At 45.3% G+C, this 13,653-nt stretch carries 13 protein-coding genes; 9 read left to right on the top strand and 4 right to left on the bottom strand.

Going from position 1 to position 13,653, the window contains the following annotated elements; all coding sequences use genetic code 11:
- The first annotated feature begins 125 nt into the window (after positions 1 to 125).
- Entirely contained in the window at positions 126 to 500 is a 375-nt protein-coding gene (locus AYJ58_RS21390) for a YacL family protein (protein WP_006080134.1), read from the top strand.
- Positions 501 to 599: 99 nt separating this feature from the next.
- On the opposite strand, the gene AYJ58_RS21385 is transcribed toward AYJ58_RS21390, so the two are convergent.
- Together AYJ58_RS21385 and narQ are read right to left on the bottom strand one after the other, a co-directional pair.
- Positions 600 to 1,229, bottom strand: a complete 630-nt coding sequence (locus tag AYJ58_RS21385) for a response regulator (protein ID WP_006084162.1) — start codon at positions 1,227 to 1,229, stop codon at positions 600 to 602.
- The gene (gene narQ, locus AYJ58_RS21380; protein ID WP_198555550.1) at positions 1,222 to 3,054 is read right to left on the bottom strand and encodes a nitrate/nitrite two-component system sensor histidine kinase NarQ; all 1,833 of its coding nucleotides are present in this window, start codon (positions 3,052 to 3,054) and stop codon (positions 1,222 to 1,224) included. Before narQ ends, AYJ58_RS21385 begins: the two co-directional genes overlap by 8 nt.
- 225 nt (positions 3,055 to 3,279) lie before the next feature.
- Here narQ and nrfA point away from each other — a divergent pair, with 225 nt between their 5' ends.
- The 3 genes from nrfA (at position 3,280) to AYJ58_RS21365 (ending at position 7,421) form a co-directional block, all read left to right on the top strand.
- Positions 3,280 to 4,683 (top strand): ammonia-forming nitrite reductase cytochrome c552 subunit, encoded by a 1,404-nt coding sequence (gene nrfA / locus AYJ58_RS21375; protein WP_012090224.1) that lies wholly within the window; start codon positions 3,280 to 3,282, stop codon positions 4,681 to 4,683.
- A 397-nt stretch (positions 4,684 to 5,080) separates the two neighbouring features.
- On the top strand, positions 5,081 to 6,694 hold the full coding sequence (locus AYJ58_RS21370) for an IS1634 family transposase (RefSeq protein ID WP_106649753.1): 1,614 nt from the start codon (positions 5,081 to 5,083) through the stop codon (positions 6,692 to 6,694).
- A complete protein-coding gene (locus AYJ58_RS21365) occupies positions 6,675 to 7,421 on the top strand; it encodes a putative porin (protein WP_106651900.1) in 747 nt (248 codons plus the stop codon). Before AYJ58_RS21370 ends, AYJ58_RS21365 begins: the two co-directional genes overlap by 20 nt.
- Positions 7,422 to 7,502: 81 nt before the next feature.
- Here the strand turns inward: AYJ58_RS21365 and AYJ58_RS21360 are convergent, their stop codons facing one another.
- Positions 7,503 to 8,045 carry a hydrolase gene (locus AYJ58_RS21360; protein WP_106651648.1) on the bottom strand — a complete coding sequence of 181 codons (543 nt, stop codon included), beginning with the start codon at positions 8,043 to 8,045 and terminating at the stop codon, positions 7,503 to 7,505.
- A gap of 343 nt (positions 8,046 to 8,388) precedes the next feature.
- Here AYJ58_RS21360 and AYJ58_RS21355 point away from each other — a divergent pair, with 343 nt between their 5' ends.
- The 5 genes from AYJ58_RS21355 (at position 8,389) to aroG (ending at position 13,229) form a co-directional block, all read left to right on the top strand.
- Positions 8,389 to 8,727 carry a P-II family nitrogen regulator gene (locus tag AYJ58_RS21355; protein WP_028761800.1) on the top strand — a complete coding sequence of 113 codons (339 nt, stop codon included), beginning with the start codon at positions 8,389 to 8,391 and terminating at the stop codon, positions 8,725 to 8,727.
- 10 nt (positions 8,728 to 8,737) lie between these two features.
- Positions 8,738 to 9,988, top strand: a complete 1,251-nt coding sequence (locus tag AYJ58_RS21350; RefSeq protein ID WP_012197658.1) for an ammonium transporter — start codon at positions 8,738 to 8,740, stop codon at positions 9,986 to 9,988.
- A 218-nt stretch (positions 9,989 to 10,206) separates the two neighbouring features.
- On the top strand, positions 10,207 to 10,545 hold the full coding sequence (locus AYJ58_RS21345; RefSeq protein WP_106651647.1) for a hypothetical protein: 339 nt from the start codon (positions 10,207 to 10,209) through the stop codon (positions 10,543 to 10,545).
- Between the two features lie 127 nt (positions 10,546 to 10,672).
- A complete protein-coding gene (locus AYJ58_RS21340; RefSeq protein WP_106651646.1) occupies positions 10,673 to 11,866 on the top strand; it encodes a tetratricopeptide repeat protein in 1,194 nt (397 codons plus the stop codon).
- Between the two features lie 307 nt (positions 11,867 to 12,173).
- A complete protein-coding gene (gene aroG / locus AYJ58_RS21335) occupies positions 12,174 to 13,229 on the top strand; it encodes a 3-deoxy-7-phosphoheptulonate synthase AroG (RefSeq protein ID WP_106651645.1) in 1,056 nt (351 codons plus the stop codon).
- Positions 13,230 to 13,332: 103 nt separating this feature from the next.
- Here the strand turns inward: aroG and AYJ58_RS21330 are convergent, their stop codons facing one another.
- On the bottom strand, positions 13,333 to 13,509 hold the full coding sequence (locus AYJ58_RS21330; protein WP_105250227.1) for a hypothetical protein: 177 nt from the start codon (positions 13,507 to 13,509) through the stop codon (positions 13,333 to 13,335).
- Between the last annotated feature and the right edge of the window lie 144 nt (positions 13,510 to 13,653).

Raw genomic sequence — 13,653 nt, 5'->3', positions numbered from 1 at the left:
TCGTGCTTAACGGATAAGAGGCCAACGCTAATAGAGTTAAATCGGCTGTGCTGCGTGGGGCGAGCAACTTCGGCAAGGATAGGTTAAAATTAGCATTAGTAGGCTTAGATCAAAGAGACAACAAAATGGAATACGAATTTCGGCGTAACAGTTTAACCGGCACCTTTCTGGCCAGCTTTAGCATGGATCATGAAGTGCTGGGGCAATGGTTTACAGAAGAATTAGGGCCTGAGTTAGCCAAAATTCAGCAAGTGTTAGACATGATTAAAGAAATTCAAACCGATAAACGAGGTGCATGGCGTCTCGTCGGTAATGATTTCACCTTAGAGTTAGAGCGTGAGCAGGCGCGGGTGTTTGCGAATACGTTAGGTTTCGAGCAAGAGTATGAATTAGAAGAGGCGATGTCACTCTATGATGCTGAATCTGAAGCCTATTGTGGCCTTGAGGATTTTGAGCAGGCGCTACTGAGTTGGCAGACATTTATCGAGAAAGGTTTGTAATCGTCCATTCAAATCCTGTTCGATAAAAACATAAAGGCAATCATAGGATTGCCTTTATTGTTTGCGCTATACCTCGCTATACCTCGCTAAACTCAGGGATTACTGATTAAGGTAGCGTACCGCCATTTCGGTTCTCGACTTGGCATTGGCTTTGCGCAGTAGGTTTTTCACATGCACTTTGACAGTGCCTTCACTAATGTGTAAATGCTCTGAAATCATCCGATTACTTAAGCCTTCCGCCAGTTGCTCTAGAATTTGCAGCTCCCTTGGCGTCAGGCTTGAAATCCATTCTTGCTCATCGGTCGCATCTTTTAGCTCGTAGAGGTATTCCTCCACTTCATCGCTGATAACTCTGTGGCCAAGCATGGCATTTTTGAGTTTTTCGAGCAGTAAATCGGGCTCAGTATCTTTGAGCAAATAGCCGTCGGCTCCTGCGCGTAATAAACGGATCACATCCTGTTTGGCATCTGAAACTGTGAGTATCACTATGCGCGAGGTGACGCCCTCTTGGCGCATGGCATTGAGCGTATCTAGGCCTGTCATGCCTTTCATATTCAGATCGAGCAAGATGATATCGGGCTCATCGGTGGCGACGGCGGTTAATGCATCTAAACCACCACCGGCTTCGCCAAAAAGGCTGAAGTCAGGATCTGAGGCAATGAGCTGGCAGATGCCTTTGCGTAAGAGGGGATGGTCGTCGACCACCAGTACGGAATAAGGTTTACCCATTTGAAGGCTCCTGTTGAGAGGGGAAAATAAGTGTTACTCGAGTGCCACTTGAACCTTTGCTTTGCTGCGCAAGGTCGAATGAATGGTTAGGCTTGAGTGCATCGTCTTGTTTATTGCATCCTTGCTCAATCGTGGTGGTCGCTGCGTTAAATCGGCTTATTTCATTATTGCTAAATACGACTTTACCTGAAAGTTTGCTGGCTCGCTCATGCATAATCCCTATGCCAAAGTGTTGATCTCGTTCTTTTAAGTGTCCAATACCTATGCCGTTATCACAAACATCAATATTGACCATGCCTTTATCATCTTTATAGCAATGGATATTGATGAGGCTGGCCTCGGCGTGTTTGATGGCGTTTAGAGTCGCTTCTCGCGTGATCTGCAGTATGTGAATATGCTGTTTTGCCTCTAACCATTGTGGTGCAAGTTTATAGTCTAAGGTGATCTTGATATTCGTCTTGGCTCTGAGCTGCTCGAGCATAGCCTCTAGGGCACTTTTTAGATCGGGTTCTTTAATTGTGAGTCTAAAGGTAGACAGTAATTCCCTGAGTTGCACGTAGGCTGTGCTCACGCCTTCGTTGATTTCGGTTAATTGCGCCTCAACGATCGGGCTGCGGCAACTGCAATCTAAGTTTTTGCGTAATAAGCTAATTTGGATTTTGAGGAAGGACAGCACTTGCCCTAAAGAGTCGTGTAGCTCCCGCGCGATCACGCCGCGTTCCTCCATTAGCGCCAGTTGTTGTCTTTGCTCCGTGGCATTATGGATCACGATTGAGCGGGTCAACATAATCGCGAAATTATTAAATAGCGCGATATTCGGTGTTTGGTCGGCAATTAACTCTAAATAGCCTAAATTAGCCTGCTCAAATTGCAGTGGGAAACGGGTACTCTCTTGAGTCATATCTGGCCAGCCGCCATCGGCCTCAATCACTTCAAGCTCTTGCTCTGGATACTGGATAATGAGCCTAAGGTAGTCGAGTGACTCATAGCCTTTTAACTGATTTAGTGCCGCTTTGAGCGCTTTGTAATCGAGCTTATTTGCGTTTAGTGTCAGTAGGTTATCGTATAAAAATGCCAGCTCATTGTTGGCCCGAGTGAGTGCTAAGGTTTTCTCTGCCACCTGCGACTCTAAATCGCCATAAAGCATGGCGAGTTCCTTGGCCGTTTTTTGCAGGGCATGGGTGAGCGCTGTAAGTTCGATATATTCGGTTTCGGGCATTTCGATTTCAAAATTGCCTTTAGAAATAGTATTCGCCGATTCCATTAGCTTTTGCAGTGGGATCACCACTTTCTTCTTAGTAAAACGCACCGCCACAAAGGCGATAATGAGCATGACGCTTAAGCCTAATATTTGGCTGGCGGCGAGGAGCCTGAGTTTAAAGGCGGCGTGGTGCTCCATTTCCAATACCAGTAAATCTATGGTGTCGACAAAGTCCTTAAGTGACGCCACATAGTCGCGGGAGTTTTCTTGCTCTATGTAGTATTTCATCACCAGCCATTTATCGATCACGAGCTGATATTGATCGGCAATCTTACGTGGACTAAACCAACTATCTGAAGGCTTTAAGGTATCGGAATAGAGGGTGTTTTCGAATTCGATGATTTTATCGAGCGCGGCCTCACTGCCTGAGTTGGCGTAAAACATCAATCGATAGCTTTGCATCCGCAAAGAACCCGAGGCGTTAATCGCCTTAGCGTCGCCCAAGCTGTAAGACAAATTGATGATAGCAAAGGTCGATAAACTGCTAGAAAGCAGAATGAGTACTAACATTAATCCTAAGATTTTTGAGGTTAGACTGCCTCGTTTCATTAATCCGCTATTCATTTTAATGGCCGCTGTTATGGCACTTTGCAGTGGTTTTTACATTAGAAAATAATGTAATACATTAACAAAAGTATAGAAGTGTGAACAACAACACCTTTACATTTTGATCTAGCGCAAACTTCGACCTAGATACCCCCTAAGAGGTATATGTTTAGCGGGATTAAGTCACTAAGTTTGACCATGGAGATGTCGTGATTTACAACAATAATGCAACACGGAGATGAGATGATGAAGAAGATGACAGGTAAGTCCTTTGCACTAAGTGCACTGGTTGCCGCCAGCTTCATGGCGGCGGGCGCAATGGCGAGTGATAAAACTGAGCCTCGCAACGAAGTTTATAAAGACAAATTTGCTAATCAATACGCTAGCTGGCATGACACAGATAAAAGCACTGAGAATACCGATGTGTTAGCCTCGGACCCGAGCTTAGTCGTGCTGTGGGCAGGTTATGGTTTTGCGAAAGATTACAACGCACCACGTGGCCACATGTATGCCATTACGGATGTGCGTAACACTCTGCGAACTGGCGCACCTGCCAACGCGGAAGATGGTCCAATGCCTATGGCTTGTTGGAGCTGTAAGAGCCCTGATGTACCTCGCTTAATTGAAGAGCAAGGCGAAGATGGTTACTTTAAAGGTAAATGGGCCAAGGGCGGCCCAGAAGTGGTGAACACCATAGGCTGCGGTGACTGCCATGAGAAAGGCACGCCTAAACTGCGTATCTCTCGCCCTTTTGCTGAACGTGGTATGGAAGCATTAGGTACACCGTTTGCCAAAGCGTCTAAAAAAGACAAGCAATCTATGGTCTGCGGTCAGTGTCACGTTGAATACTATTTCGAGAAAAAAGAAGGCAGAAAAGGTTTCGTTAAATTCCCTTGGGATATGGGCACAACCGTTGAGCAAATGGAAACCTATTACGACGGTATTGAGTTCTCCGACTGGACGCATGCGCTGTCTAAAACCCCTATGTTAAAAGCGCAGCACCCTGGCTATGAAACTTGGAAACTCGGTGTTCATGGTAAGAACGATGTGAGCTGTGTTGATTGTCACATGCCAAAAGTGACTAACGACAAAGGCCGTAAGTACACAGATCATAAAGTGGGTAACCCATTTGATCGTTTTGAAGAAACCTGCGCGACGTGCCACAGCCAAAGTAAAGAGTTCTTAGTCGGCTTGACCAACGAACGTAAAGCGAAAGTAAAAGAGCTTAAAGGCCGCGCCGAAGCACAACTGGTGAAAGCGCACTTTGAAGCCGCAGCCGCTTGGAAAGCGGGTGCAACTGAAGCGGAAATGAAGCCTATTCTAACCGATATCCGTCATTCACAATGGCGTTGGGACTATGCGATTGCTTCACACGGCGCTGCTGCTCACGCTCCTGAAGAAGTCTTACGCATTTTAGGTACCGCAGTAGATAAAGCGGCTGATGCGCGGGTTAAATTAGCGCAACTGTTGGCGAAAAAAGGCATCACAGATCCTGTCGCTATCCCTGATATTTCGACTAAAGCTAAGGCACAAGCCGCTTTAGGTATGGACATGGAAAAAATGAATGCTGAGAAAGAAGCATTTAAGAAGGACATGTTACCTAAGTGGGATGAAGAAGCGAAAAAACGCGAAGCCACTTATAAATAATACTTAAGTAGACTTCAAAATAATAAAAAGCTCCTATAAAGGGAGCTTTTTTATATCCTTTATTAAAGGATAAATATTAAATTTTTATTTCAATTCTATATTTTTTGCATTAAGGTGTGCGCCGCTAGGAGAGCAGGTTCGTTTAAATAAAAAATTTAAATGGATATTAATGATAATGGAATAAGCAATGCTGAGATTGTTTCTTCGTTATGTTCATCTTTTACTCCTAGCTTATAATCATATAAGGGAATACTTTGATGAAAAAAATTACCGCGCTTGCAATATTATTAGGTTTCGTAAGTGTTAATCCGTCATTCCGCACCTCATTTGAGATTTAAAAAAACTTGACGGCGATCGGTCATTCTGATCTATTACTACTTTTTGCAGGTAGATCATTATGGCCACTCCCGCTATCTCTATTCGTAACCTCGATCACCTTGGCTTGGTTGCTGCACTCTGCCAAGAACTTGGCATTGCTCGCATGATTGATGCGGTGCTCCCCAAAACACCTCCCTACAAAGTCTCACATGGTGAAGCTTTGGTGGCGATGATATTGAACGGTCTGGGCTTTCATAGCTCCACCTTGCACATGTTTCCGCAATTCTTTGCCAACAAGCCTGTAGAGCGCCTGATTGGCCCTGGGATCTGTGCGGATGACCTCAATGATGATGTGCTCGGTCGCTGTCTCGATGCCCTCTTTGAGGCAGATGTGAGCATGCTTTATCAGGTGATGGCGGAGCAAGTCGTCGAGCGGTTGGGACTCAAAAGTACCGCAGTGCACCTCGATATCACCAGCTTCCACGTCGATGGCGCCTATGACCAAGCCGATGGCGAACAGCTCGGTAAGTTGCAATTGGTACGTGGCTATAGCCGCGACCATCGGCCCGAGCTGAACCAGGTTATCCTGGAACTTATCTGTGAAAATCAGGCCGGCCTGCCCATCTACATGCAGGCCTTGAGTGGTAATAGTAATGATACCAAGGCCTTTGCCCAGACCGTACGGCGCCACTTGAGCAGTCTCAAGGCCGCGCAGGAGAGTCGTTACCTGGTCGGCGATGCGGCACTGTACTGCGCCGATACTTTGCAACTGCTGGCGCAACAGCAGCAACTGTTTGTCACCCGGGTACCTGTCACGTTGAACGAGGCCAAGCAGGCCGTAGCAACAATCGGCGCGCAACCTCTGACTGCCTTGGGCAATGGCTATCATGGCCGTTGGCAAGGTGCCAATTATGCCGGCGTCGCGCAGCGCTGGTTGCTGGTGCGCAGCGAACAGGCCGGCCATCGCGAGCAGCAGACATTGGCCAAAAACCTGCTCAAAGACAGTACTCGCGAGCTCAAAGCCTTCGCCAAATTGTGTGCCCGACGCTTTGCTTGTGAGGCGGATGCCCAAGCTGAGTTGAGTCGTTTTACCGCCAGCTTGATGCTGCTGCAACTGGATGCCGAGGTGGTGAGTGAACCCGTTTATGCAGGGCGTGGCAGACCCAAGCGTGGCGAAGAGCCAATTGGCCATCAGTTTCAAATCCGTGGGTTGGCGGCAACTAGCCTGGCTTGCGTTGAAGAGGCTCGCAACCAGACCGGTGTGTTCATCCTGGCGACCAATGACCACAGCGATACGCTGACCATGGCCGAACTACTCGCCACCTATAAAGCGCAGCAGAATGTCGAACGAGGCTTTCGTTTTCTCAAGAGCCCGGAGTTTTTAACCTCCTCACTGTACCTGAAAAAACCGGAGCGGATTGAAGCGCTGCTGATGGTGATGACCTGTAGCCTGATGATTTATGCCGCGTTGGAGCACCGTATCCGGCAGGGATTAATGGAGCAAAACCGCAGCGTGGCGGATATGAAAAAGAAACCGACCCAGCAGCCGACGGCCCGTTGGATCTTTTTGCGCTTTGGTGGCATATATGAATATCGACAGGGAGACGCTCCGCCACAAGTAACGGAGCTAACAGGAGACCAGCAGATCATTTTGGAGGTATTGGGTGAACGCTATCGGCAAATTTATTCCTAAATTAGGTGCGGAATGTCGGGTTAATGCCGCTGCTGCACAAGATAACTCATTTCAGCATGAAGCAGGCCTAAAATATAGCGCAAATTCTGAAGAGTTCAGCGATGGTCTGTGGAACGCGAATTATCGTTACTACATTAGCCCAGTTGACCAAACTAAAGGTCCTTATGCGCTTAATGGATTTTTAGCTCAAACGTCTAATGTTGGTGTTAATTACAGCAATTATGATGAATCAGATTTAGATGCCGTTGGTGTTGATGGCACTTATGTATTTGCTTCTAAATGGTTTATTGCTGCTAACTATCAACGTTCTGAAATCGGCAGTTTTGACTGGAACACTTACGGTGCAGAAGTCGGTTATTACTTCAACGATAGCTCTGCAGTATCTGCTTTCTATAACGATGGCAGCGATAGCATCGAAGAATCATACGGTTTAAAAGTGCGTAGCTTTATTGCACTGCAATCAACCACTGGTGTTGATTTGAGCGCAAACTGGACACATCAAGATTCTGACGACACATTCAATTTAGGCGCTGATTGGTATGTGACTAAATCATGGTCTGTTGGTCTAGGTTATACTGATGATGGTCATGATGATACTTTAGTATTAAAAACCGCTTATTGGTTACGTCTATCTGATAGCTTCTCTGCAAACTTTGAGTTAGCTAGAGAATTAGATTCCGATGCTGATGGTGTATTTATTGGTTTAGGTCTGACTGGTCGTTTCTAATTTAATATTCGTAACGTTTTTTTAATATAAAGGTCACAAGTTAATGTGACCTTTATTATTTTACCCTAAATAAATTTAAGACTATTTTATCAGTTTTAATAATGCCCTAAAGCGCTCGCCTTGGGCCTGATGTTGTAATTCAAATAATAGTGATTCAACGTTCGTTAATAAGGCGCCTCTGGCTGTCATCATCTGAATACCCAGTTGTTTATTCTCAGCACTGCGTGACGAGACGCCGTCTGCGACGAGATGCACCGAATATTGCTGCTCTATAAGGTCACAACAGGTTTGATAAACACACACATGGGTTTCAATGCCCGCCAGTATGACGTGTTTACGATTTGTCTTAGTGAGTGCCTGCGCAAACTCTTCACAGTGCCAACCGCTAAAATGTTGCTTGGCAATGGGGGAGCCGCTTTTCTCTAGCAAGGTTTGAAGCTCAGGACTGGTTGCTCCGAGCTTATCGGGTAGCTGTTCTAACCAGAGTATGGGTATTTCAAATAATTGTGCACCTTGGATTAAGGTCTGTAGTTGTTGGTGCAGCTTGTCACTGTTATCCATGATTTGTGCAAGTTTTCCCTGCACATCGACGATAACGAGAACACATTCTTCAGGTTTTAACATCGGGCCTTCCTTCTGCGCTTGATGATTGTCTTAGTGATGATCTTCGCTTTTGTTTAAGAGCTTGTACTGTGATGCTCAGATTTCATCTCGATTTACGCTTTTCCAGTAGACCTCAATTTAACCTTGTTACCAATAGGCCTAAGGTCGAATAGCGACTGCACTTAAGCTGCTCACTAAAAGAGTGCGTTGCACTTGTTTGTGCTCGATTATGGTGCATTTTTAACCTTTAAAAATAATCTTATTTAGTTAAATTTTAAATTAATCAGCAAGTTAAATTTTTGGCCTAATGATTGAATTACCTTTGATACAAGTTAATAACAATCGCGTTTTTTTGGAGGTCAGGATGAAACTAGTCAGCGCTATCATCAAGCCGTTTAAGTTGGATGATGTCCGTGAAGCTATCGCCGGAATAGGTATTGAAGGCATGACGGTGACCGAAGTTAAAGGTTTTGGCCGTCAAAAAGGGCACACAGAGTTGTATCGTGGCGCCGAGTATCAGGTGGATTTTTTGCCAAAAGTAAAACTAGAAATTGCCACTAAGGCTGAAAATCTCGACATGTTGATTGAGGCCATCACCACTGCGGCTCATACGGGGAAAATTGGCGACGGTAAGATCTTCGTCGTCGACTTAGAACATGCTATCCGTATCCGTACGGGTGAACTCGATACAGAAGCGCTATAAGGGGCTGATAATGGAAGAATTAACAAAACTAGGTGGCACAGTCACTGAACTACGCTTTGCACTCGATACCTTTTACTTTTTGATCTCAGGTGCTTTGGTAATGTGGATGGCAGCGGGATTTGCCATGTTAGAAGCGGGCTTAGTTCGCTCTAAAAACACCACTGAAATTTTAACTAAGAACGTGGTGTTGTACGCGATTGCCTGTGTGATGTACCTATTGGTTGGCTACAACATTATGTATGTCGATAACACTGAAGGAGGCTGGTTGCCATCGATTGGTACCTTAATCGGTTCTCAATCATCGGATGCGAGCCATGCATTAGAATCTGACTTCTTCTTCCAAGTGGTGTTTGTGGCAACGGCGATGTCAATTGTCTCTGGCGCCGTGGCGGAACGGATGAAGTTATGGGCTTTCCTGTTCTTCTCTGTGGTAATGACTGCGGTTATCTATCCAGTGGAAGGGTATTGGACTTGGGGCCAAGGTTTTATCGCAAAACTGGGCTTTGTGGACTTTGCGGGTAGCGGTATTGTGCACATGACTGGTGCGACTGCAGCGATTGCGGGGGTATTATTGCTCGGTGCACGTAAGGGTAAATATGGCCCTAACGGTCAAGTGAATCCTATCCCAGGCTCTAATTTGCCAATGGCAACCTTAGGTATGTTTATTCTGTGGATGGGCTGGTTTGGCTTCAACGGTGGATCGCAATTAATGGTGTCGGATGCGGCGAATGCGAGCTCAGTGGCAAAAGTGTTCGTTAATACTAATACTGCGGCGGCATTTGGTGCTATCTCTGCGCTTATCGTATGTAAGATGATTTGGGGTAAAGCGGATTTAACCATGATACTCAACGGTATTCTGGCGGGTTTAGTGGCGATTACGGCAGATCCGCTATCACCTTCATTGTTAATGGCGGGCGTGATTGGTGTGGTTGCTGGTGGTTTAGTGGTGTTCTCTATTGTGGGCTTAGATCGCATTAAGATCGATGATCCAGTGGGCGCGATTTCAGTACACGGCGTGGCGGGTTTCCTTGGGTTAATGTGTGTGCCATTATCCAACGCTGATGCGACCATTACTGGGCAGTTGACCGGTGCAGCCTTCATCTTTACTTGGGTATTCTGTTCATCCTTTGTGGTTTGGTATGCGATTAAGAAAACCATGGGGATCCGTGTGACTGAGGAAGAAGAATACAATGGTATGGATGCGTCTGATTGTGGTATCGATGCTTACCCAGAGTTTGTTACGGTTAAAAATGCTGGTTAAGTAAACTGGCGAATGAATGGTGATTCAACTTGATGCCTAGCGTGGTTCGAGGGATAGTAAAGCAGAGCGTAGGCTCTGCTTTTTTATGGGGCTTAGTCATGGGTTAAGCTCAAGGCGGTTTAGAGTGGGGCTTAACAGGCTGACGTGCATTACCTTACAGCATGATTTACCTACACTATTTACCTACAGTATTTACTGCACGAACAGAGGGGTGAACTATGAGCTTACATGCCACAGCTGTCGGTCAATTTACGCGACTCAGCCTTATCGTTATTGCTGGCTTGATATCAGTATCTACCTTAGCAGGGGAAATCATAGTTAACCGCTCGAGTGAGCCTGTCGATGCCTTTGCTGTGCGTGATCAAGTGCTCAAGGATTTTGAGTGGCAGGAGTCGCTTCGTCGTCAACAGCAGATCCAAATTCTGCAGGCTTTACCCTTAGGTTGTATTACTGTGATGAAGCCCTATCGCTATTTTACCTGTGGGGAGCATAACTATCGGCCATACCATTACCAGCAGCGCGAGCTATACATAGAGGTTGATCAACCTTCGCAGTAACTAACGTGTTAAATCACTTACCGTTATTTTTTAACGATAGCGATTGTCATTTTTTGTAACCATTTTATGTCGTCTTTTTCGCCATTTGTAATAAGCTCAAATAGGAGCTAATGGTGTGGGAGGACATATGTCAAAACTATTCCGAGCCGTATACCTGAGTGCCATCATGGGCACTGTACTCAGTCAGTTGGTTGCCTGTAGCTCGACGACCATCGCGCCTGATCCGTCTGATCTTGAGTCGCTACTTGCCGATTCACTGTTTACCCCTGTCGCCGATATTCCTTCCGTTGCGGATATTTTTTATCTGCCGCCTGAGGTGGTAACAGATGTAAAGCGTAGCTATGACAAATATACTTTTTCCCATAATAACGCCATGTTAGCCAACGAATGGTTAGCCAGTTATATCAATGCCAGCCAAACCAATAGCACTAAAATTGATTTTCGCTACCAAGATAACCTGACCCAAATTGCCCGTGAAACCTACGCCCAAAGGGCAGGGAATTGCATGTCCTTAGTGGTCATGACTTCTGCGTTGGCGGATATATTGAATGTGGGCGCTGAGTATCAAGATATCGCTATTGAACCCGTATGGGACAAGCAAGGGGATTTCTATTTAATCAATGGTCATGTGAACTTACGCTTACTTCCGCCCGAGAATTTACATTCAGTCTATGTGTCATCCGCAGCAATCTTAGTGGACTTCATGCCCGAGCGCGCCCTACGAGGGTATGGTAAGACCCGAGTGAATAAGCAAACCTTGATCAGCATGTTTTACAATAACATGGCGGCAGAATCTTTAGTGAATGGCGATTTAGATAGGGCCTATGCCCTCATCAAAGCGGGTTTAAATGTCGGTCAGTTTGTCCCCTCACTCAATACGCTCGCCATTATTTATCGGCATAAAGGGGATGAGAAACGGGCTGAACAAGTGTATCGCTATGCGCTTAAGTTTGAGGCTAAAAATTTAACCACGCTTTATAACTTAGCTTTGATTTTAGGGGATCAGGGCCGGCTTGATGAATGGGCTGAAATCAATAAAGTGCTTGAATTAGCAAGGATACGTAATCCTTATTATTACTATGATATGGCGCAGCAAGCCTTCGATGAACATCAATACGACGAGGCTTTAGCATGGTATCAAAGGGCGTTGGCCAAAGCTGATTATCGGCATGAATTCTTTTTCGGTTTATCAAAAACCTATTGGGCGCTGGGGGATGAAAAGCGTGCCAAACTGAATATGGAAAAAGCGCTGGCTTTGAGCCGTGATGATTCAGAGCGTCATCGCTATCAAAATAAGTTACAAGTCATGCTGCACCATTAGTATTGGCCTGCTCTCTAGCATTCAGCTCTCTTGCATAGAGAGCTGGATCAATTGCACTTATTCCCCGCTTGCTTTTTATCCGCCATATTTGATTTTGTTCATTAAGGCTGTGAGTTAGCTGGCATATTTGAATTTTGATTTTTTTAAAATATATTAAAACAATAAGTTATATTTGATTTTTTGAAATGGAGACAACTTGGTTGCATTGGCGCTTGAGACTCGATAAATTGAACTCAGTATTGCAGTTGAGATCCCTTATCGCAGCGATAGAAATAGCCTAAAACACCAGCGTTGGAGCAGTAAAATTATGTATTACCAAAATGATGACGTTCGCATTAAAGAAGTAAAAGAGTTACTTCCTCCTATCGCGATTCTAGAACGATTTCCTGCTTCCGAAAAAGCCTCTGCGACTGTGTTTAATGCGCGAAATAGTATCCACAATATTCTGGCTAAGTCTGATGATCGCCTGTTAGTGGTAATTGGACCTTGTTCTATCCACGATCCCAAAGCGGCGTTGGAATATGGTCAACGTCTGGTTACGCTGCGTGAACGTTATAAAGATCAACTTGAAATTGTGATGCGAGTGTATTTTGAAAAACCAAGAACCACAGTGGGTTGGAAGGGGCTGATTAACGATCCTTACATGGATAACAGCTTTAAACTCAATGATGGTTTACGCACTGCGCGTAAGTTGTTAGTGGATTTGAACGACAGCGGTATGCCAACCGCCGGTGAGTTTCTTGACATGATCACCCCGCAATATATGGCAGATTTAATGTGCTGGGGAGCCATTGGCGCCCGAACAACTGAGTCACAAGTGCACAGAGAGCTAGCCTCAGGTCTTTCTTGTCCGGTCGGTTTTAAAAATGGGACCGATGGCACCATTAAAGTCGCTATCGATGCGATTGGTGCTGCCAATGCACCGCACCATTTTTTATCTGTGACTAAGTTAGGCCATTCGGCGATCGTTTCGACCAAAGGGAATCCTGATTGCCACATTATTTTACGTGGCGGCCGCGAGCCTAATTATAGTGCGCCGCATGTCGCTGAAATTAGCCAGCAGTTATTAAAAGCTCAGCTTGCCGACAACATCATGATCGACTTTAGCCATGCCAATAGTAGTAAAGAGTACCAACGTCAGTTAGTGGTGGCTGAAGATGTGGCAGGTCAAGTGGCGACGGGGAATACTGCTATTTTTGGCGTTATGGTCGAAAGCCATTTAGTGGAAGGTCGTCAGGATTTAATTGAAGGCCAAGAGCTGTGTTATGGTCAGAGCATTACCGATGCGTGTATCGGTTGGGATGATACCGAGCGCCTGTTGGCCATTTTGAATCAGAGTATTATCGAACGCCGTCAGGTTTAATTATCTGTTCGTGCAAACATAAACCGCAACGATACCTGAATTAGTCGTTAACGATTGCGGGTAAAGTAAAAACAAAGGCGCTATCCTGGCGCCTTTGTTTTATCTATTTATTGCTTATTTCAACAATGTATTCATTTGCTTTGGCTAAGCTACCAAAGGCGGCAATAAGGTTGTTTCTACCTTTATCTTGTATCTCTGGATTGCCTGATTCGATCATCATCCACACCCAAGTTTGGATCAGTGGTAATGGCGGGTATTGAACTTTAGCGGAATCCAACATAAAGCTTCCTTTGATCTTATTTAATTTATTTGTCTTAATGTTCTCGCTAGAGTTTGAGCTTATGAATAGCCAAATCTAGCGCGTAGAGGTTAACAAATTCTATCGATTTGTATAACCGCCTCCATGGCATTTTGGGCAAAACTG

The organism is Shewanella sp. Pdp11 (assembly GCF_002838165.1).
Classification (GTDB): Bacteria; Pseudomonadota; Gammaproteobacteria; order Enterobacterales; family Shewanellaceae; genus Shewanella; species Shewanella hafniensis.
This window is presented reverse-complemented; position numbering and strand designations above follow the sequence as displayed.